15 protein-coding genes are annotated in these 19,965 nt (G+C 73.2%); 7 read left to right on the forward strand and 8 right to left on the reverse strand.

Annotated features, from left to right (window positions below; genetic code table 11):
- Positions 1–134 precede the first annotated feature (134 nt).
- Complete coding sequence (gene secA, locus ACZ56B_RS29520) at positions 135–2,981, reverse strand: preprotein translocase subunit SecA (RefSeq protein WP_468797085.1); 2,847 nt, start codon at positions 2,979–2,981, stop codon at positions 135–137.
- A gap of 292 nt (positions 2,982–3,273) precedes the next feature.
- Here secA and ACZ56B_RS29525 point away from each other — a divergent pair, with 292 nt between their 5' ends.
- On the forward strand, positions 3,274–3,843 hold the full coding sequence (locus ACZ56B_RS29525) for a GNAT family N-acetyltransferase (RefSeq protein ID WP_468797088.1): 570 nt from the start codon (positions 3,274–3,276) through the stop codon (positions 3,841–3,843).
- Between the two features lie 49 nt (positions 3,844–3,892).
- On the forward strand, positions 3,893–5,080 hold the full coding sequence (locus ACZ56B_RS29530) for a winged helix-turn-helix domain-containing protein (protein WP_468797091.1): 1,188 nt from the start codon (positions 3,893–3,895) through the stop codon (positions 5,078–5,080).
- Between the two features lie 55 nt (positions 5,081–5,135).
- Here the strand turns inward: ACZ56B_RS29530 and ACZ56B_RS29535 are convergent, their stop codons facing one another.
- The 7 genes from ACZ56B_RS29535 to mtnA form a co-directional block, all read right to left on the reverse strand.
- The gene (locus ACZ56B_RS29535) at positions 5,136–5,882 is read right to left on the reverse strand and encodes a response regulator (protein WP_468797094.1); all 747 of its coding nucleotides are present in this window, start codon (positions 5,880–5,882) and stop codon (positions 5,136–5,138) included.
- Positions 5,883–6,085: 203 nt separating this feature from the next.
- Positions 6,086–6,778, reverse strand: coding sequence for a ribosome hibernation-promoting factor, HPF/YfiA family (hpf, locus tag ACZ56B_RS29540; protein WP_468797097.1), 693 nt, complete (start codon positions 6,776–6,778; stop codon positions 6,086–6,088).
- A 310-nt stretch (positions 6,779–7,088) separates the two neighbouring features.
- Entirely contained in the window at positions 7,089–8,048 is a 960-nt protein-coding gene (locus tag ACZ56B_RS29545) for a ComF family protein (RefSeq protein ID WP_468797100.1), read from the reverse strand.
- 102 nt (positions 8,049–8,150) lie between these two features.
- Complete coding sequence (locus tag ACZ56B_RS29550) at positions 8,151–9,989, reverse strand: LpqB family beta-propeller domain-containing protein (protein ID WP_468797103.1); 1,839 nt, start codon at positions 9,987–9,989, stop codon at positions 8,151–8,153.
- Positions 9,979–12,270 carry an MtrAB system histidine kinase MtrB gene (gene mtrB, locus ACZ56B_RS29555; protein WP_468797106.1) on the reverse strand — a complete coding sequence of 764 codons (2,292 nt, stop codon included), beginning with the start codon at positions 12,268–12,270 and terminating at the stop codon, positions 9,979–9,981. The genes ACZ56B_RS29550 and mtrB overlap by 11 nt, the downstream gene beginning before the upstream one ends.
- A 1-nt stretch (position 12,271) precedes the next feature.
- Entirely contained in the window at positions 12,272–12,961 is a 690-nt protein-coding gene (gene mtrA, locus ACZ56B_RS29560; RefSeq protein WP_004930665.1) for a two-component system response regulator MtrA, read from the reverse strand.
- A 4-nt stretch (positions 12,962–12,965) separates the two neighbouring features.
- Positions 12,966–14,114 carry an S-methyl-5-thioribose-1-phosphate isomerase gene (gene mtnA / locus ACZ56B_RS29565; RefSeq protein WP_468797110.1) on the reverse strand — a complete coding sequence of 383 codons (1,149 nt, stop codon included), beginning with the start codon at positions 14,112–14,114 and terminating at the stop codon, positions 12,966–12,968.
- Between the two features lie 140 nt (positions 14,115–14,254).
- Between mtnA and ACZ56B_RS29570 the strand changes: the two genes are divergently transcribed.
- Genes ACZ56B_RS29570 through ACZ56B_RS29590 form a run of 5 tightly spaced genes read left to right on the forward strand, consistent with a single transcriptional unit; the run spans position 14,255 to position 19,841 of the window.
- The gene (locus tag ACZ56B_RS29570) at positions 14,255–15,598 is read left to right on the forward strand and encodes a DUF7847 domain-containing protein (protein WP_468797113.1); all 1,344 of its coding nucleotides are present in this window, start codon (positions 14,255–14,257) and stop codon (positions 15,596–15,598) included.
- Between the two features lie 4 nt (positions 15,599–15,602).
- Positions 15,603–16,349, forward strand: a complete 747-nt coding sequence (locus ACZ56B_RS29575) for a DUF4129 domain-containing protein (protein ID WP_468797116.1) — start codon at positions 15,603–15,605, stop codon at positions 16,347–16,349.
- Positions 16,346–17,542 carry a DUF4350 domain-containing protein gene (locus ACZ56B_RS29580; RefSeq protein ID WP_468797119.1) on the forward strand — a complete coding sequence of 399 codons (1,197 nt, stop codon included), beginning with the start codon at positions 16,346–16,348 and terminating at the stop codon, positions 17,540–17,542. The genes ACZ56B_RS29575 and ACZ56B_RS29580 overlap by 4 nt, the downstream gene beginning before the upstream one ends.
- Positions 17,542–18,531 carry an AAA family ATPase gene (locus tag ACZ56B_RS29585; RefSeq protein ID WP_468797122.1) on the forward strand — a complete coding sequence of 330 codons (990 nt, stop codon included), beginning with the start codon at positions 17,542–17,544 and terminating at the stop codon, positions 18,529–18,531. Before ACZ56B_RS29580 ends, ACZ56B_RS29585 begins: the two co-directional genes overlap by 1 nt.
- On the forward strand, positions 18,531–19,841 hold the full coding sequence (locus ACZ56B_RS29590; RefSeq protein ID WP_468797125.1) for a DUF58 domain-containing protein: 1,311 nt from the start codon (positions 18,531–18,533) through the stop codon (positions 19,839–19,841). The genes ACZ56B_RS29585 and ACZ56B_RS29590 overlap by 1 nt, the downstream gene beginning before the upstream one ends.
- Positions 19,842–19,965: the final 124 nt, after the last annotated feature.

Raw genomic sequence — 19,965 nt, forward strand, 5'->3', positions numbered from 1 at the left:
GCGCCCCCGCAGGGGAGCTGGTGTTCCCCCCCCAGAGGCGCCAGTGCCCGTGCGCGGGGACCCCGGAGGAAAGGGCCCCCTGGTTCCCCCGCCCCTCGGCCCGCCCGGAACCGCTCCGTGCGGAGCGGTTCCGCTCACTTCTTGCGGCGACGCCCGCCCCGCGCCTGCTTGCGGCGCTCCGCGCGGGTGAGGCCGTCGGCCGCGGAGCGCACCGGCTCGTCGTCGGCGACGAACTCGCCCTCGACGGTGCCGCCCTCGCCGTCCACCGTCGGCGCGGAGAAGTGCAGGTTCCGCCGCTGCGGGGCGTCGAGTCCCTTGGCGCGGATCTCCGGGCGCGCGCCCGCCTGCGCGGGCACCGCGTCCTGCTTCTCCAGGTCGGCCACCGGCTTGACGTCCTCGACCGGGACCTCCTCGACCTGCTGCTCGACCTGGACCTCCAGGTTGAACAGGTAGCCGACGGACTCCTCCTTGATGCCGTCCATCATGGCCTGGAACATGTCGAAGCCCTCGCGCTGGTACTCGACCAGCGGGTCCTTCTGCGCCATCGCGCGCAGGCCGATGCCCTCCTGGAGGTAGTCCATCTCGTAGAGGTGCTCGCGCCACTTGCGGTCCAGGACCGACAGCACGACCCGGCGCTCCAGCTCCCGCATGATCTCGGAGCCGAGCTGCGCCTCGCGGGCCTCGTACTGGGTGCGGATGTCCTCCTTGATGGACTCCGAGATGAACTCGGCGGTCAGCCCGGCCCGGTCGCCGGCCTCCTCCTCGAGCTGCTCGACGGTGACGCTCACCGGGTAGAGCTGCTTGAACGCGCCCCACAGCCGGTCCAGGTCCCAGTCCTCGGGGAAGCCCTCGGCGGTCTCGGCCTGGACGTAGGCGTCGATGGTGTCGTCCATGAAGTGGTGGATCTGCTCGCGCAGGTCCTCGCCCTCCAGGACGCGGCGGCGCTCGCCGTAGATGACCTCGCGCTGCCGGTTCATGACTTCGTCGTACTTCAGGACGTTCTTGCGGGTCTCGAAGTTCTGCGTCTCGACCTGCGACTGGGCGGAGGCGATGGCCCGCGTGACCATCTTGTTCTCGATGGGCACGTCGTCCGGCACGTTCGCCATCGACATCACGCGCTCGACCATCTGGGCCTTGAACAGCCGCATCAGGTCGTCGCCGAGGGAGAGGTAGAAGCGGGACTCGCCGGGGTCGCCCTGGCGGCCGGAACGGCCGCGCAGCTGGTTGTCGATGCGCCGCGACTCGTGCCGCTCGGTGCCCAGGACGTAGAGGCCGCCGAGCTTCTCGACCTCCTCCTTCTCGGCCTTGACCGCCTGCTCGGCCCGCGCCATCGCCTCGGGCAGGGCCTGCGCCCACTCCTCGATGTGCTCCTCGGGGTCGAGGCCGCGCTGGCGCAGCTCCGCCTCGGCGAGGTCCTCGGGGTTGCCGCCGAGCTTGATGTCCGTGCCGCGGCCCGCCATGTTCGTGGCCACGGTGACGGCGCCCCGGCGGCCGGCCTGGGCGACGATCTGCGCCTCGCGCTCGTGGTGCTTGGCGTTCAGCACCTCGTGCTGGATGCCGCGCTTGCTGAGCTGCTGCGAGAGGTACTCGGACTTCTCCACCGAGGTGGTGCCGACCAGGATCGGCTGCCCCTTGCGGTGCTTCTCCTCGATGTCGTCGACGACCGCCTCGAACTTGGCGACCTCGGTGCGGTAGATGAGGTCGGACTGGTCCTTGCGGACCATCGGCCGGTTGGTCGGGATGGGCACCACGCCGAGCTTGTAGATCTGGTGGAACTCGGCGGCCTCGGTCATCGCCGTACCGGTCATGCCGGACAGGCCCGGCATCTCCTTGCCGTTGTGGTCGTGGCGCTTGTAGAGGCGGAAGAAGTTCTGGAGCGTGATCGTGGCGAGCGTCTGGTTCTCGTCCTTGATCGGCACGCCCTCCTTCGCCTCGATCGCCTGGTGCATGCCCTCGTTGTAGCGGCGGCCGGCGAGGATGCGGCCGGTGTGCTCGTCGACGATCATGACCTCGTCGTCGATGATGACGTAGTCCTTGTCGCGCTTGAAGAGCTCCTTGGCCTTGATGGCGTTGTTCAGGTAGCCCACGAGCGGGGTGTTCACCGACTCGTACAGGTTGTCGATGCCCAGCCAGTCCTCGACCTTGGCGACGCCGGACTCGTGGATGGCGACGGTGCGCTTCTTCTCGTCGACGTCGTAGTCGCCGGTCTCCTCGATGCCCTTGAGCGGGTTGCCCGCCTCGCCGCGCTTGAGGCGCCTGACCAGCTTGGCGAAGTCGCCGTACCACTTGGTGGCCTGGTCGGCCGGGCCGGAGATGATCAGCGGCGTACGGGCCTCGTCGATGAGGATGGAGTCGACCTCGTCGACGATGGCGAAGTTGTGGCCGCGCTGGACGAGCTCGTCCTTGGACCACGCCATGTTGTCGCGCAGGTAGTCGAAGCCGAACTCGTTGTTCGTGCCGTAGGTGATGTCGCAGGCGTACTGCTCGCGGCGCTGGGCCGGCGTCATGTTGGCGAGGATGCAGCCGACGCTCAGGCCCAGGAACTTGTGGACGCGGCCCATCAGCTCGGAGTCGCGCTCGGCCAGGTAGTCGTTGACCGTGATGATGTGGACGCCCTTGCCCGCCAGGGCGTTCAGGTACGCCGGCAGGGTGCCGACGAGGGTCTTGCCCTCACCGGTCTTCATCTCGGCCACGTAGCCCATGTGCAGGGCGGCGCCGCCCATGATCTGGACGTCGTAGTGCCGCTGGCCCAGGACGCGCTTGGCGGCCTCGCGGACGGTGGCGAACGCCTCGGGCAGCAGGTCGTCCAGGCTCTCACCGTCGGCGTAGCGCTCCTTGTACTCATCGGTGAGGGCCCGCAGCTCGGCGTCGGAGAGGTCGACGAAGTCCTCTTCGATGGAGTTGACCTGGTCCGCGATGCGGTGCAGCTTGCGCAGGATCTTGCCTTCGCCTGCACGCATGATCTTCGAGAGGACGGACACGGGGGTTGGTCTCCTTGCCGGTCGGGCCTGGGACGGTCGGTTTCCGTTTCACTGACTGGGCAACGGCCATCGTATGCGAGGACCCCGCCGCGCCGGGAGGCCCGCAGCGACGGCGGCCGTGTGCCGCGCCCCGTCCGGTGCACTGCCGCGCCGGAGGGAACGTCTGCAGGAACAACGTCCGGGACCCCCGGAGGGTGCCGCTCCACCCGGGGAATCGCACGAAGGGTGAGCGTCCCGTCACTCGGGGCCGCGTGCCTGGCGCCGCTCCCGGTCCGCCCCGCAGAATCGGCCGATGGAACCCGTCACACTCACCACCGACCGCCTCCTGCTGCGCCCGGTGGGCCCGCGGGACACCGACGCGGTGTACGCCGCCTGCCAGGACCCCGACATCCAGCGCTGGACCACCATCCCCTCCCCGTACCTGCCGGAGCACGCGCGGGGCTTCACCGAGCAGATGGCCCCGGACGGCTGGGCGAACGGCTCGATGTTCGCCTTCGGCCTCTTCCTGCCCTCCGGGGACCTCGCGGGCATGCTCGGCATCACCCTGCGCTCCCTCGGCGTGGGCGAGATCGGCTTCTGGGGGACGAAGGAGCACCGCGGCCACGGCTACGTCACCGAGGCCGCCGTCGCCGCCGCGCGCTGGGCGTTCACCCGGATGTCGGTCGACCGCGTGGAGTGGCGCGCGGAGGTGGGCAACCGGCCCTCCCGCGCGGTGGCCGAACGCGCGGGCTTCACCGTCGAGGGCACCCTGCGCGCGGCGATCAACAACAAGGGAGTGCTGCGGGACTGCTGGGTGGGCTCCCTCCTCCCGTCCGACCTGGGGCTGCCGTCGACGGTGCCGTACCTGCCGGGCCGGGGGTGAGGCCGGATCCGCCCCCGGTTGTCAGTGCCACCCCCTATCGTGCGGACGTATGACGACTCCCGCGCGCCCGACCACGGAACTCTCGGCGGACGAGGCCCGCCGCATCGCCCTGCGGGCCCAGGGTCTCCTCGGCGCCCCCGACCGCCGCTCGGGTGTCCGCGGCGTCCTCCGCCACCTGGGCGCGGTGCAGCTCGACACGATCTCCGTCCTGGCCCGCTCCCACGAGCTCGTCCCCTACGCCCGGCTGGGCGCCGTGGGCCGCACGACCGTCGAGGAGGCGTACTGGGGCGGGGGCTCCCGCCGGCCGCGCGCCTTCGAGTACTGGTCGCACGCCGCGTGCATCCTCCCCGTCGAGGAGTGGCCCCACTTCGCCTTCCGCCGCCGCGCCTACCGCAACCGCCCGCACTGGAACCACGAACTCCCCGACGACGTCTACGACCAGGTCGTCAAGCAGCTGCGCGCGGAGGGCCCCCTGACGGCCACGGAGCTGGGCGGCGCCAAGCGCACCAGCGAGTGGTGGGACTGGTCCGGCACCAAGGTCGCCGTCGAACGCGCCCTGATGTACGGCGAGGTGGTGTGCGTCGAGCGCCGCGGCTGGAAGCGGGTCTACGACCTCGCCGAGCGCGTGATCCCGCCGGAGCTGCTGCACGACGAACCGGACGACACCGAGTGCCTGCGCCGCCTGGTCGGCCTGGCCGGCCGGTCCCTGGGCGTCGGTACGCGCGCGGACCTCGCCGACTACCACCGCCTCAGGGGCGAGCAGGTCGACGCGGTGATCGCCGACACGGATCTGGTCCCGGTCGCGGTGGAGGGCTGGTCCAAGCCGGCCTGGGCCGATCCGGCGGCCCTCGCGTCACCCCCGCGCGGGCGGCACCGCACGACGCTGCTGTCCCCGTTCGACTCCCTGATCTGGGAACGGGCCCGCACGGAGCGGATCTTCGGCTTCACCCACCGCCTGGAGGCCTACGTCCCCAAGCCGAAGCGGGTGCACGGCTACTTCGCGATGCCCGTGCTCGCCGGCGGCCGGCTCGTCGGCCGCGTCGACCCGGCCCGCGCGGGCCGCACTCTGGTGGCCAAGCAGGTCGCCCTGGAGGGGCCGAAGGCGGTCCCGGCGGTGGCCCGGGCCCTGGTGGAGGCGGCGGGCTGGGTGGACTGCACGAACGTGCGCGTGGAGCGGGTCGACGCACCGGAGTTGCGCGAACCGCTCGTCCTGGAGCTCGCCCGCGCCCTCGCCTGACGCCCGCGGCCGTCCGCGTGTCCGGCCCCGCCCGGCGGGGGGGGGAGCCGCGCGGTCACCGGATCTCGAGGATCTTCTCCCGCATCGCGTAGACCACGGCCTCCATCCTGGAGTGCAGCTGGAGCTTCTCCAGGATGTTGCGCACGTGGTTCTTCACGGTGTTCTCGGAGATGAACAACTCCTTGGCGATGTCACGGTTGTTCATCCCGGTGGCCACGAGCTTGAGGACTTCGAGTTCACGGTCCGTCAGCCGGGGCGCGGGCACGAGCCGGCGCTCGTCGGTCCGCTGGATCATCGACTTGAACTCGGTGAGCAGTTTCGACGCCATGGAGGGACTGATCTGCGACTGCCCGTCGGCCACCGCGCGGATGGCGGTGGCCACCTCGTCCGTGGAGATCTCCTTGAGGAGGTAGCCGGTCGCACCCGCCTTGATGGCGTCGTAGAGGTCGGCTTCCTCGTCGCTGATCGTCAGCATGATGATCTTCGCGCTGGGGGCCACCTCCTTGAGGGAGGTGCACGCCTCGATCCCGCCCCGCCTGGGCATCCGCACGTCCATCAGGACGATGTCGGGCAGCAGGTCGGCGGCCTTCTCCACGGCCTCGGCGCCGTCCCCCGCCTCCCCGACCACCTGGATGTCCTCCTCGGCGGCGAGCACGATCTCCAGCCCGCGACGGAACAGCGCGTGGTCGTCCACCACCAGGACCCTGATCGGCTCCTTGCGTGGAGAGCCCGCCTCCGGGCCCGTGCCGGCGGCGCCGTCGCCGGCGCCCTCCGCACGCATCGGTCCGAAGCTGTCCGCCATCGTTCCTCCCCCTGAAGGCTGTGGTCCGTGGTCCGGAGCCATCGCCAACCCAAGGCAACGGCCCACCGGTTGAGCCGTTGCCGCCATGATTCCATGCCCGGGCGGCACCGGGGCGACAGCGTGCGGCGCGAGAGGTCGCACACCGGTGCCCCTGGGGGCGCACACGCGCACCAGGGGCACCGGCTCCGCTGTCGTCCGGCGGATCAGCCTCCGAGCGTTCCGCCCGCCTCGGGGGAGCCCGTCCCGGTGACCATCGTGTCGGTGCGGAGGTGGATCACGCCGTAGTCGTAGGCGTGCCGTCGGTAGACGACACTGGGTTCCTTGGTCTCGGAATCGACGAACAGGTAGAAGTCGTGCCCGACCAGCTCCATTTCGTAGAGGGCCTGGTCGAGGGTCATGGGTGCGGCCACATGGGTCTTCTCGCGGACGACGAGGGGCCCGTCACCCTGCACCTCCAGGGAGCCGATCCTCTTGGTGGGGACGGCCTCCTGCTCCTCCTCGGCGGAGAGCACGCCGTTTCCGTCGAATGTCGCCGCACCCGGGACGTGGTCGGGGACCTCTGCGGCCGAGATCCTGCGCACACCACGCCGCGAGAAGCGCTTGTCGTGCTGCTTGCGCAGCCGTGCGTCCAGTTTTTCCGCTGCCAGGTCGAGCGCCGCGTACGGGTCGCTCGCCGCTGCCTCCGCCCGGATCACCGGACCGCGGGAGCGGAGCGTGATCTCCACCCGGTCGCAGCGGTCGGCCTGTCGGGGGTTGGGCTCCTTGGACACCTCGACGTCGAGGCTGATCACCTTGCCATCGAGCTTCTGGATCTTTTCCAGCTTCAGCTTCTCGGCCACGTGCTTCCGGAACCGCTCGGGCACCTCGGTCTTGCGGCCCTTGACGACGATGTCCACGCAGAACTCCGTTCCCGGATCGCTCCGCCTCGGTGCGGAGCATCTCCCTTTTGCACCAGGCTCCGGTGATTTCCGGAACCTCGGACTCGGTGACGTCCACCTCCTCCCCCGCGGACGAGATCTCCAGTCCACCGGTGCGGGTGATTGCGTGAAACCCGCAGCACGGCAATCGGATTCGAGGGGTGTGGCCTGCGGCTTTCCCTCACAACCGAACATATCTCGCCCGGAGGTATGTCGTCACCCTCTACCGTGCCGTACCTCCATTCAGGTGAATTACCTTCTCATTCCCTGCAACGAAGCAAGATCTTCGTCAGTTCCGATTTATTTCAAAAGCACCCGGTGGTGCCGCGACGACGGCCGCGCACACCACGTCGACGATCCCGTCGGCGCCGCCCGTGCCCGTCGTCCGGCCGGGCCGCCGGCCCGCCCTCCGCCGGGCCGGTCCGTTCCGTTGTTCTCCTCTGCCTTCCCCTGTCTCACCCCTGTACACGGACGCGGGACCCGAAATGCTCGAAACAGTCCCCGCTTCCGGCCCCGCACCCGGTTCCGCGTCCGCTCCCGGCGCCTGCGGTCCCGCCCGCACCGCGCGCGCGGCCTCCGCCAGCGACGCGCCGGTCGTCATCAGGTCGTCGACGAGCACGACCGGGCCGCCGAGGAGCAGCCGGCCGCAACCGGGGGCCACCACCAGCGCGCCGGCGAGATTGGCCCGCCGCTGCCGGGCGTCCAGCCCCGACTGGTCGGCCACGTACCGCCGTTGCCGCAGCACGGGGAGCACCCGGGCGGGCACCCCTCCCCGGCGCAGCGCACCCGCCGCCGCGAACGCGATCCGCCGGGCGGGATCGTGCCCGCGTGCCCGCACGGCCCGCCGCGCGGACGGCACGGGAACGAGCAGCACCGCGCCCGGAACCCGGTGCGGTCCCACGGCGCCGCGTCCGTACGGCGCCGCTCCCGGCGCCCCCGCCGCGCACCCCCCTGCCGCGCGCAGTCCCGCCCGCACCGCTCCCGCCAGGGCCCCGCCCAGCGGCCCGGCCAGGGCCAGGGCCCCCCGTTCCTTGTGCGCCAGCAGCGTGGCGCGCACCTCGTCCGCGTACCGGGCCGCCGCGTGCACCGGCGGCAGCCCGGCCGGTTCCGGGTCCGGCCGGACCCGGCCCGGCACGGCCCCGCCCAACGCCGTACGGCACCGGGCGCAGAGCACCGTGCGAGGCCTGCCGCACCCACCGCACTCGGCCGGGAGCACCAGGTCGGTGAGGTCCTGCCACCATCCCCGCACGACCCCACTGTGCCCACGTCCGCCCCGCCCGGCCACCCCTGTGGAAAACCGCGCGGAACAGGCCGTCCGCGACGGGCCGGGGACGCCCGCCCCGCGAACCCCTCACCCGGGGTAGACGGGCGCCGTCCCCTCCGTCACCTTCTGCCACTGCGCCCCCGAGGGCAGCCGGACTATCCCGTCCACGGAGTACGCCACCAGGGGCGTCTGCTCGTCCGCCGCGGCGGTGACGTCCTTCACCCCGGTCAGCGCGGCGGGCGGCGGCACGTCCGGTATGGAGCCGTCGACCTCGACGTACTTCATCTGCTCCACGCCCCCCTGCTCGCGCCCGACCACCACGAGCCGGCTGTCCCCGGTCCAGGACATGGCGGTGACCTGCTCCAGCTCGGGCGTCGCGGAGCGCAGGTCCCGCACGGTGACCGCCGGCTGCTCGCCGTCCTTCCCCTTCGGACCGCTCCGCTCGATCCGCCCGATCATCAGGGACCGCCGGTCGCCCTTCTCCACCACGAGTGCGATCCGCACCCCGTCGGCGGCCACCCGGACCGCCTGCACCCGGCCGTCCAGGCCCGGTGTCCGTACCGGCAGCGGCTCCCCGGCGCCCTCCGCCAGTAGGTACAGCCGCGGGTTCTCCGGGTCGCGGTCGGCCACCCACAGGCCGCCCTGCGCGTCCCAGCTCGGCGCGGCCAGCCGGTCCTCCTCGCGCTTCCCCCGGCTGCGCAGCACGGGCTCGCCGAGCGAACCGCCCGCCGCCAGCGGGGAGACGTACAGCGACGCGCCGTCGGCGGCGACCCCGGCCGCGGTGCGCTCGTCCCGCGCGACCGCCACCGAGCGCAGCGTCCTGCCGCCCTCGCCCAGCGCTCCCGGCACCGGTTCCGGCTGCGTGCCGCTGCTGCCCGCGGCGATCCGCACGAGCCGCCGGTCCTCGTCGACGAAGTACAGGTAGTCGGGCCGGTCCAGCGCGCCCCGGGTGGCCACGGTCCCGGCGCCCTCCTGGGCGAGCGAGCACAGCCGCTCACCACCGGCCCGCAGCTCGACCTCCTCCACCACCGGGCTGAGGCTGCGCAGCGTGAACAGCAGCTGGGTCGCCATCTCCTCGCACCGCTCGGCGCCGGCCTCGGCCGCCCTGTCGTTGAGCGGCACGGTCAGCCTGCCCCGGTCGTCCACCGTCAGCGAGCCGGTCCCCTTCCGCAGCGCCGTGCCCGCGGGGAAGCCCGACCTGACGACCGGGTCCAGCCAGGCCGTGGGTCCGGCGAGCAGGGAGCGCACCATCTGGGTCGTGGGATCCACGTGGCTGCGCACGTAGACGGGATCGGCGACCGCCCACGGCAGCGCGCCCGCGTCGGTCCCCTCGGTGTCCGAGGCGAAGTAGTACTTGTTGACGGACATGTAGTTGCGCTGGAAGTCCGACTTGCCCATCACGACGCCCTGCGGCACCGCGTCGATGCGCCACTGGCCGTTCTCGGGGTCCCTCGTGAGGCGCACGAGCTTGTTGTAGGGGCCGGTCGCGGGCGCGTACGACTGCTGCGCGTCCACCGTGGCGACCTTGGTGCCGGTCAGCGTGTAGGTGAGGGAGTCGGCGTCCTCCCGGACCGGGGAGTCGGCGTAGGCGCCCGGCCCCTCCGACAGCACCGTGGTGGACAGCTCCGGCCGCCAGTTCTCCGCCGCCTTCGGGGTCAGGTACTGGCGCGCGGTCCGGTAGTCGGGGTCGTCGCTGGTCAGCGCCTCCAGGAAGCCCTGCACGATCTGCGGGGGCGTGGCGTCCTCGCCCGGCGGCATGGCGAACACCCGCACCTGCGGGTCCTGCCGGGGCGTGGACTCGACGCCCCGCAGGTCCCCGCTGTCGGGCATCGAGGCACACCCGGCCAGCAGGACGATCCCGCCGAGGGCGCACGCCACCGCCCGCACCGGCGCCCCCCGGCCGCGTCCGACGCGCTCACCGCTCACGCGAAGCCTCCCCATCCCTGTGCGCGCCCTGCGCCACTCTCCGGTCACCGGGGCCCTCGCCTCCGGTGCCGGCCCCGGGACCACGCCCCGGCTCCCCGGTTCCGACGGCGCCCGGGGTCCCGTCGCGGTCACCGCCGGGTCGTCCCGCGGTCCCGCCGTGTCCGTCGTGTCCGTCACGCCCGTCGTCCGGCCGTCGCGCGGGACCGCTGCCGTCCCCCGGCCGCCCGGCGGGCCGCGCACCGTCCGCCGGCGTCGCCCACGGGCTCCCGGACCCTGCTCCGGGGGCCTTCGCCGCCCCCTCCTCCTGCCGTGACGCCCGCGGGGCGGGCCGGGCCACCACGCGCGCGCCGTTGCCGGGCAGCGCCGTGGGATCGGCCGTGGGCGCCACGGCCGCCGGCCTCGGGGCGAGCGGGTCCGCGGCGGCCCGTGCCGCACCGTCGGAGCCCGTCTGCCGCACCGGCGCCGTGGCACGCTTCTCGGCGTCCCCGCCGTGCGGCGGCCCGCCGCCGTCCGGTGCGCGGTTGCGCCGCGAGTCCTTGGGCTCCAGGGGGATCGGGGAACCCCTCAGCGGCTCGTCCGCCGTCCTCGGCAGCGTCAGCCGGAACTGCGAGCCGCCGCCCGGCTCGCCCCACGCCTGGAGCCAGCCGCCGTGCAGCCGCGCGTCCTCCAGGGCGATGGACAGCCCCAGCCCCGTACCTCCGGTGGTGCGCGCGCGTGCCGGATCGGCCCGCCAGAAGCGGCTGAAGACCCGGGCCGCCTCGCCCGGCTTGAGTCCCACGCCGTAGTCGCGCACCGCGACCGCGACCGCCCCGCCCGCCGCGGCGAGCCGCACGACGACGTCCTTGCCCTCGCCGTGCTCCACGGCGTTGACGACGAGGTTGCGCAGGATCCGTTCCACGCGCCGCGCGTCGGCCTCGGCGACGACGGGCTGCTGGTCGCCGACGACCTTGATCAGCGTGCCCTTGCGCTCGGCGAGCGGCTCGGCCCCGGTGACCACGCGCCGGACCACCTCGCGCAGGTCTATCGGCTCCGCCTCCAGCGCCGCCGCCCCCGCGTCGAAGCGGCTGATCTCCAGCAGGTCCGCGAGCAGCGACTCGAACCGGTCCAGCTGGTCGGCGAGCAGCTCGGCCGACCGCGCGGTCACCGGGTCGAAGTCCTCGCGCGCCTCGTGGATGACGTCCGCGGCCATCCGCACGGTCGTCAGCGGCGTCCGCAGCTCGTGGGACACGTCCGAGACGAACCGGCGCTGCATCCGGGACAGGTCCTCCAGCTGGCTGATCTTCGACTGCAGGTTCTGGGCCATCTTGTTGAAGGCCTCGCCGAGCCGCGCGATGTCGTCCTCGCCGGTGACCTTCATGCGTTCCTGGAGCCGTCCGGCGGACAGCCGCTCGGCGATCCCGGCCGCCATCCGCACCGGTGTGACGACCTGCCGCACCACGAGCCAGGCGATCGCCCCGAGCAGGACGACGACGAACATCCCGGCGGTCGCCAGCGTGCCCTTGACCAGGCTCAGCGACTTCTCCTCCTGCGTGAGCGGGAAGAGGTAGTACAGCTGGTACGGATCGCCGTTGGGGTCGTTGACCTGCTTGCCGATGACCAGACCGGGCTGGGAGGCCGCACCGCTGTCGTAGATGATGCGGGTGTAGCTCCGGGCCGCGGTGGGGCTGGTGTTGATCCGCTCCCGCAGGTCCTCCGGCACGCTGGCCGTCGCGATGACCTGACCGGAGGCGCGCGGGCCGCGCCCGCCGCCGCTGTCGTCGCCCGCGGGCAGGGTCACCACGTCGAAGGCGCCCTGGCCGCCGCTGGAGAGCGCCTCGACGAGATCGCTCATCCACTGGATGACGCTCGTCGAGGCCTCGCCGTCCACGGGGGTGCCGTCGTCGCGGGTGACGCTCGCCGCCTCCTCGGCCCTCTGCTTGGCCACGGCGAACCCACCGGTGGCCTGGCTCTGGGACGCCTTCACCTTGGCGTCCAGCAGGCCGTTGCGCACCTGTCCGATGACGACGAAGCCGAGCAGCAGGACCACGCCCAGCGACATCAGCAGGGTCGTGACGACGACCCGGAGCTGGATGTTGCGCCGCCACAGCCGCATGACGGGCAGCAGCGGCCGGCGCACCCAGCGCACGACCAGGCGGATGACCGGGCTGCCGTGGACCCCGCCCCGCAGCAGCCCGCCCTCCAGCAGGCGTCCCCGGCGGGAGCCCCCGGCCCTCCGGCCGACAGGCCGCTCCGGACCCCGCCCGGGCCGGCCGGACGGCGAAGCGGCACTGTCCCCGGACATGTCAGCTCGGTCCTGCCTTGTATCCGACACCACGGACGGTCACCACGATCTCCGGCTTCTCCGGGTCCTTCTCGACCTTGGAGCGCAGCCGCTGGACGTGCACGTTCACCAGCCGGGTGTCGGCCGCGTGGCGGTAGCCCCAGACCTGCTCGAGCAGCACCTCACGCGTGAACACCTGCCACGGCTTGCGGGCCAGCGCGACCAGCAGGTCGAACTCCAGCGGCGTCAGCGCGATCGACTGCCCGTCCCGCTTCACGGAGTGCCCGGCCACGTCGATCACCAGGTCGCCGATGGCGAGCTGCTCCGGCGCCGGCTCCTCCGACCTGCGCAGCCGCGCCCGGATGCGGGCGACCAGCTCCTTCGGCTTGAACGGCTTCACGATGTAGTCGTCGGCCCCGGACTCCAGGCCCACCACCACGTCGACGGTGTCGCTCTTCGCCGTGAGCATCACGATCGGCACCCCGGACTCCGCCCTGATCAGACGGCACACCTCGATGCCGTCCCGGCCGGGCAGCATGAGGTCCAGCAGCACCAGGTCGGGCTTGGCCTCGCGGAAGGCGGCCAGCGCCTTGTCGCCGTCGGCTACGAAAGACGGCTCAAAACCCTCACCGCGCAGCACGATGCCGAGCATCTCGGCCAGTGCGCTGTCGTCGTCGACGACAAGGACTCGTCCCTTCATAAACGACATCATCCCATTAGCTCATCGTTACCTGGCGTGACCTGGCGCACAGCTCGGCCAAGGCCTCGGCGGTCACGGGCGAAACGGCCCCTTCTTCGGTGACGATCGCCGTCACCAGCTCCGGTGGTGTCACGTCGAACGCCGGGTTGTACGCCTGGGTCCCCAGGGGCGCCACCGGAATCCCGCCTCCCGCCTCCGTCCCGGCCACCGGCGCCTGCGGCGCCGTGACCTCGGTCACCTCGTGTCCGGGGCGCTGCTCCACCTCGATGGACGCCCCGTCCGGAGTCCGCGGATCCACCGTCGTCACCGGTGCCACCACGATGAACGGCACGTGGTGGTACCGCGCGAGCACCGCGAGCGGATAGCTCCCCACCTTGTTCGCCACCGAACCGTCGGCCGCGATGCGGTCCGCCCCGACGAGCACCGCGTCCACCTCGCCCGCCGCGAACAGCGATCCCGCCGCGTTGTCGGTGAGCAGGGTGTACGCCATGCCGCTGCGGGCCGCCTCGTACGCCGTCAGGCGAGCACCTTGCAGCAAGGGGCGCGTTTCGTCCACCCACAGGCGCCTGAGCCGCCCCGCCCGGTGCGCCGCCAGCGCCACCGCGAACGCCGTCCCCTCGCCGCCCGACACCAGCGAACCGGTGTTGCAGTGGGTGAGGATCCGGTGTCCGCCGCCGGGCAGCAGCTCGTCCAGCAGCGCCAGCCCGTGCCCGGCCATCCGGGCGCTGGCCTCGGCGTCCTCCCGGTGGAGCTGCCGTGCCGCCGCCAGCGCGGCCCCGGCCGCCTGCCGGGGGTCGCCGGTGCGGGCGAGCGCGGCCTGGTGGGCCGCGTGCGCCCGGTGCACCCCGACGGCGAGGTTCACCGCGGTGGGCCGGGCGCTCCGGAGCGCCGCCGCCGCTCCGTCCACGTCGAAGCCCCGTACCGCGGCCAGCGCGACGCCGTACGCCCCCGCGATGCCCAGCAGGGGCGCCCCGCGCACGGCGAGCGAGCGGATCGCCTCCACCAGCGCGGGCGCGTCCGTGCAGACGAGCTCGACCTCCTCGGCCGGTAGCCTCGTCTGGTCGAGGAGGACCAGGACGGGGCCCTCCGGTGGTTCCTCCCAGCGGAGTGCCGGGATCTCTGTCGGCCGCTTGTGGTCGTCGCTGTGCGCGTACTGATCAGCCATGCGGCCAGTCTGCCCCCTGCCGGGCGGACAATTGAAGGTGTGCAGCCCTCACCTCGGCAGCTCCGTCCGCCACCGCCCCATGGCACGATGGCTGCCAACCTGCCGCCGCGACCGCGGACGGGCACCGTGAAGGAGCGACGATGAACGACACTCCGGGCTGGGCATCGCCCGGATCCGCCCCGTCCGACGGGCAGGAGCCGGCTTCGCCCGGTCCTGCCGAGCCCTCCGACCGCCCGACCCCCGAGCAGCCCGCCGACCGGCCGCAGCAGCCGGAGCAGGCGCCGCAGGGCCCGGGTGTGAAGTGGTCGAAGGAACAGCCGCCGCCCAGCCAGTGGTCCGCGCCCACCGGTCCGGGCCAGGCCCCGCCGCCGGGCCAGGGCTGGGGCGCCCCGCCCCCCGGGGGCCCGGGAGGCCCCGGCGGCCCCGGTGGTGGTTACGGCGGCCCCGGCGGTCACGGTTCCTGGGGCGGCGGCTGGGGCGGCGGCTGGGGCGGTCCCCCGCCCGCGGCCAAGCCCGGGGTGATCCCGCTCCGCCCGCTCGGCGTCGGCGAGATCCTCGACGGCGCGGTCTCCACCATGCGCACCCACTGGCGCACGGTGCTCGGCATCTCCCTGACCGTCGCCGTCCTCACCGAGATCGTCGTGGTCCTGCTCCAGGGACTCGTCCTGGACGATGCCGGCACCGAGGTGCTCAACGACCCCAGCGCCACCCTCAGCGAGCTGACCAGCGCCATGGGCGACGCCCTGCTCGGCTCCGGAGTGGTCTTCCTGGTCACCCTGGTCGGCACCGTCGCCGCCACCGCCCTGCTCACGACCGTCACCAGCCGCGCGGTGCTCGGCAAACCGGTCACCACCGGCGAGGCCTGGCGCGACGCCCGTCCCCAGGTCGTGAAGCTGTTCGGCCTGATCTGCCTGCTGCTGCTCATCACGGCCGGCATCGTCACCGCGGGGATCCTGCCCGGTCTCCTCGTGACCGTGGCGGGGGCCCCCGAGGCCGGCGTCGCGCTCACCGTCCTGGGCGTCGTCGGCGCCGTCGTGGTCACCCTGTGGCTGATGATCCGCTTCTCCCTCTCCTCCCCCGCGCTGATGCTGGAGAAGCAGGGCATCGGGAAGGCGCTGAGCCGCTCCGCGAAGCTGGTGCGCGGCTCCTGGTGGCGGGTCTTCGGCATCCAGCTGCTCGCGATGATCATCGCGAACGTCGTCGCGTCGATCATCGTCATCCCGTTCACCTTCCTCGCCATGGCCCTCAGCGGCGACAGCGTCACCGGCTTCCTCGACGGCACCGGCGGTGACCTCGGCTGGACGTTCCTCATCATCAGCGGAATCGGCTCGGTCATCGGTTCCATGATCACGTTCCCGATCACGGCCGGCGTGACCGTGCTCCTCTACATCGACCAGCGCATCCGCCGCGAGGCCCTCGACCTCGAACTGGCCCGCGCCGCAGGTGTCCGGGACCACGGCCCCGGCACCACCCCGGGGAGCTGATGCGGTGATCACCACGGGGGGAGTTCTCACACCGGCCCAGGCGCTGCCGACCGCCGCCGTGCGCGCCCTGTCGCTCGGCGACGACGAGCCGCCCGTCACCCTCCCGCGCGATCCCGCGCGGGAGGCGGCCCGGCGCGAGCTGTCCAGACGCATGTACCACGAGAACGACCCCAGCTGGTTCCAGCGGGCCCTGAACGCCTTCTGGGAGTGGGTCGGCGAACTGTTCGAGACCGCCTCCACCGCGACCCCCGGAGGCACCCTCGGCCTGCTCGTCGTCATCGCGGCCGTGGTCGCCGTCCTGGGCGCCCTGTGGTGGCGCCTGGGCACTCCGCGACGGCAGCCGGCCCCGGCCCCCGCACTGTTCGACGACCGCCCCCGCACCGCCGCCGAGCACCGCGCGGCGGCGGAGGCACACGCCGCCCAGGGCCACTGGAACCAAGCCGTGCAGGAACGCATGCGGGCCATCGTCCGCTCCCTGGAGGAACGCGCCCTGCTCGACTTCCGCCCCGGCCGCACCGCCGACGAAGCCGCCGCGGAGGCCGGCCGTGCCCTGCCCGCCCACACCGGCCCCCTGCACGCCGCCGCCCGCTCCTTCGACGACGTGACATACGGCGGCCGGGCCGCGACGGAGCGGTCGTACCGGAGCATCGCCGACCTCGACCGCGCCCTGGAACGCACCGCACCGCACCTCACGAGCAGCGGCACGACGCAGGACGCCGACCACCACGCCCACCGGGGGGCCGCCGGATGACGACCGAGGCCACGCTCCCGTCCACCTCGGCCTCGCCCACCGCCCGTCAGCTGTGGACCCGCGCGCGAGGCGTCGCCCTCGCACTGGTGCTGCTGCTCGCGGCGGCCGTGGCGATCGCCGTGGTCCGCTCCGACGCCCACCACGGCGAACTCGACCCGCGCTCGGCCGACCCCTACGGAAGCCGCGCCGTCGCCGAACTCCTGGCCGACCGCGGCGTGGACACGCGCGTGGTCACCACCCTCGACGAGGCCGTCGCCGCGGTCTCCCCCGACACCACCCTCCTGGTGGCCGTCCCCGACCTGCTGACCGGCGCCCAGCAGACCCGGCTGCACTCCGCGGCCACCGGCTCCGGCGGCCGCACCGTCCTCGTCGCCTCCGGCAGCGCCTCCGTCGAACGGCTCGCCCCCGGCGTCACCGCCGCCCCGGCCACCAGCCTCGACTCCACCCTCTCCCCCTCCTGCGACCTGCCCGCGGCCCGCCGCGCCGGCACCGCCGACACGGGCGGCATCCGCTACACCACCACCCACCTCACCGCCGACAGGTGCTACCCCAGCGAGAGCCTCGCCACCCTGCTGCGCGTCCCCGCGCCCTCCGGGAACGGCGACACCGTCCTCCTGGGCGCGCCCGACATCCTCCTCAACGACCGCCTCGACGAGCACGGCAACGCCTCGCTCGCCCTCCAGCTCCTCGGCTCCCGCCCCCATCTGGTCTGGTACCTCCCCTCGCTCTCCGACGCCTCCGCCGCCCCGGAGGAAGGCGAGCGCGACTTCTTCGACCTGCTCCCCTCCGGCTGGCTCTGGGGCACCCTGCAGCTCTTCATCGCGGCGGCCCTGGCCGCCCTGTGGCGGGCACGCCGGCTCGGCCCCCTGGTGCCCGAAGAACTCCCCGTGGCGATCCGCGCCTCCGAAACCGCCGAAGGCCGCGCCCGCCTCTACCGCAAGGCGAACGCCCGCGACCGCGCGGCCGCCGCTCTGCGCTCCACCACCCGCACGCGCCTCGCCCCCCTCGTGGGCGTCCCCGTGACCCGGGCGCACACGCCCGAGGCCCTGCTCCCCGCACTGTCCACGCACCTCCAGGGCGACGGACAGTCCCTGCGCACCCTCCTGTTCGGCCCGCCGCCGGAGGACGACGCAGCCCTCATCTCCCTCGCCGACCGACTCGACGCCCTCGAAAGAGAGGTACGCCGTCCATGATGGACCCGACCACTGACAACGCCGCGCACACCGGGGACCCGGCCGCCGCCCGGACCTCCCTGGAAGCCCTGCGCGCCGAGATCGCCAAGGCCGTGGTCGGCCAGGACCCCGCCGTCACCGGTCTCGTCGTCGCCCTGCTCTGCCGCGGCCACGTCCTCCTCGAAGGCGTCCCCGGCGTCGCCAAGACCCTCCTCGTCCGCGCCCTCGCCGCCGCCCTCCGGCTCGACACCAAGCGCGTCCAGTTCACCCCCGACCTGATGCCGAGCGACGTCACCGGCTCCCTGGTCTACGACGCCCGCACCGCCGAGTTCTCCTTCCAGCCCGGCCCGGTCTTCACCAACCTGCTGCTCGCGGACGAGATCAACCGCACGCCCCCGAAGACCCAGTCGTCCCTGCTCGAGGCCATGGAGGAACGCCAGGTCACGGTCGACGGCACCCCCCGCCCCCTCCCGGACCCCTTCCTGGTCGCCGCGACCCAGAACCCCGTCGAGTACGAGGGCACCTACCCCCTCCCCGAGGCCCAGCTGGACCGCTTCCTCCTCAAGCTCACCATCCCCCTCCCCTCCCGCCAGGACGAGATCGACGTCCTCACCCGCCACGCCGAGGGCTTCGACCCGCGCGACCTGCGCGCCGCCGGCGTACGCCCCGTGGCGAGCGCCGCCGACCTGGAGGCCGCGCGCCTCGCGGTCGCCGGGACGACGGTCTCCCCGGAGATCACCGCCTACGTGGTGGACATCTGCCGCGCCACCCGCGAGTCGCCCTCCCTCGCCCTCGGCGTCTCGCCCCGGGGCGCCACCGCCCTGCTGGCCACCGCCCGCGCCTGGGCCTGGCTGACGGGCCGCGACTACGTCATCCCCGACGACGTGAAGGCCCTCGCCCTGCCCGCCCTCCGCCACCGCGTCCAGCTCCGCCCGGAGGCCGAGATGGAAGGTGTCACGACCGACTCGGTCATCAACGCGATCCTCTCCCACGTCCCGGTCCCCCGCTGATGGCGTTCACCGGACGCGCCGCCCTCATCGCGGCACTCGGCTCCCTCCCCGTCGGCATCTGGGACCCCGGCTGGACGGGCATCCTCGCCGTCAACGGCTCCCTCGCGGTGGCCTGCGCCTGCGACTTCGCCCTGGCCGCCCCCGTACGCCGCCTCGGCCTGACCCGCTCCGGCGACACCTCCGTACGCCTGGGCGACAGTGCCGAGGTCACCCTGACGATCACCAACCCGTCCCGCCGGCGGCTGCGTGCCCGCCTCCGCGACGCCTGGCCCCCCAGCAGCTGGCAGCCCGGAACGGAGACGGCCGCCTCCCGCCACCGCCTGCTGATCCCCCCGGGCGAGCGCCGCCGCGTCACCACCCGCCTGCGCCCCACCCGTCGGGGCGACCGCCGGGCCGACCGCGTCACCATCCGCTCCTACGGACCCCTCGGCCTCTTCGCCCGTCAGGGCACCCACGAGGTCCCCTGGACGGTGCGCGTCCTCCCCCCGTTCACCAGCCGCAAGCACCTGCCGGCCAAACTGGCCCGGCTGCGCGAGCTGGACGGTCGCACCAGCGTGCTGACCCGCGGCGAAGGCACGGAGTTCGACAGCCTGCGTGAATACGTCCCCGGTGACGACACCCGCTCCATCGACTGGCGCGCCACGGCCCGCCAGTCCACCGTCGCCGTACGCACCTGGCGTCCCGAACGCGACCGCCACATCCTGCTGGTCCTCGACACCGGCCGCACCTCCGCGGGCCGTGTCGGCGACGTCCCCCGCCTGGACGCCTCCATGGACGCGGCCCTGCTCCTGGCGGCCCTCGCCTCCCGCGCCGGCGACCGCGTCGACCTCCTCGCCTACGACCGGCAGCTGCGCGCCCTGGTCCAGGGCCGTGCGGCGGGCGATGTCCTCCCGTCCCTGGTCAACGCCATGACCGCGCTCGAGCCCGAGCTCGTCGAAACCGACGCCCGGGGCCTGACGGCCACCGCCCTCCGTACGGCACCTCGCCGTTCCCTGATCGTGCTGTTCACGACGCTCGACGCGGCCCCCATCGAGGAGGGCCTGCTGCCCGTTCTGCCGCGGCTGACCCAGCGCCACACGGTGCTCCTGGCATCCGTGGCGGACCCTCACGTCGCACGGATGGCGGAAGCCCGCGGAAACATCGACGCGGTGTACGAGGCAGCCGCTGCCGCCCAGGCCCGTTCCGAGCGCGACCGTACGGCGGAGCAACTCCGCCGCCATGGCGTCACGGTGGTGGACGCAACCCCCGACGAACTCGCGCCGGCACTCGCCGACGCATACCTGGCACTGAAAACAGCCGGTCGTCTGTGACCTGTATGCACGGGGAGGAAAGGCCCCCTAAACGCAGAAGACCCCGCACCATATCGGTGCGGGGTCTCCCCAACAATTGTTCGGCGGCGTCCTACTCTCCCACAGGGTCCCCCCTGCAGTACCA

This window comes from Streptomyces sp. NPDC034670 (assembly GCF_055574875.1).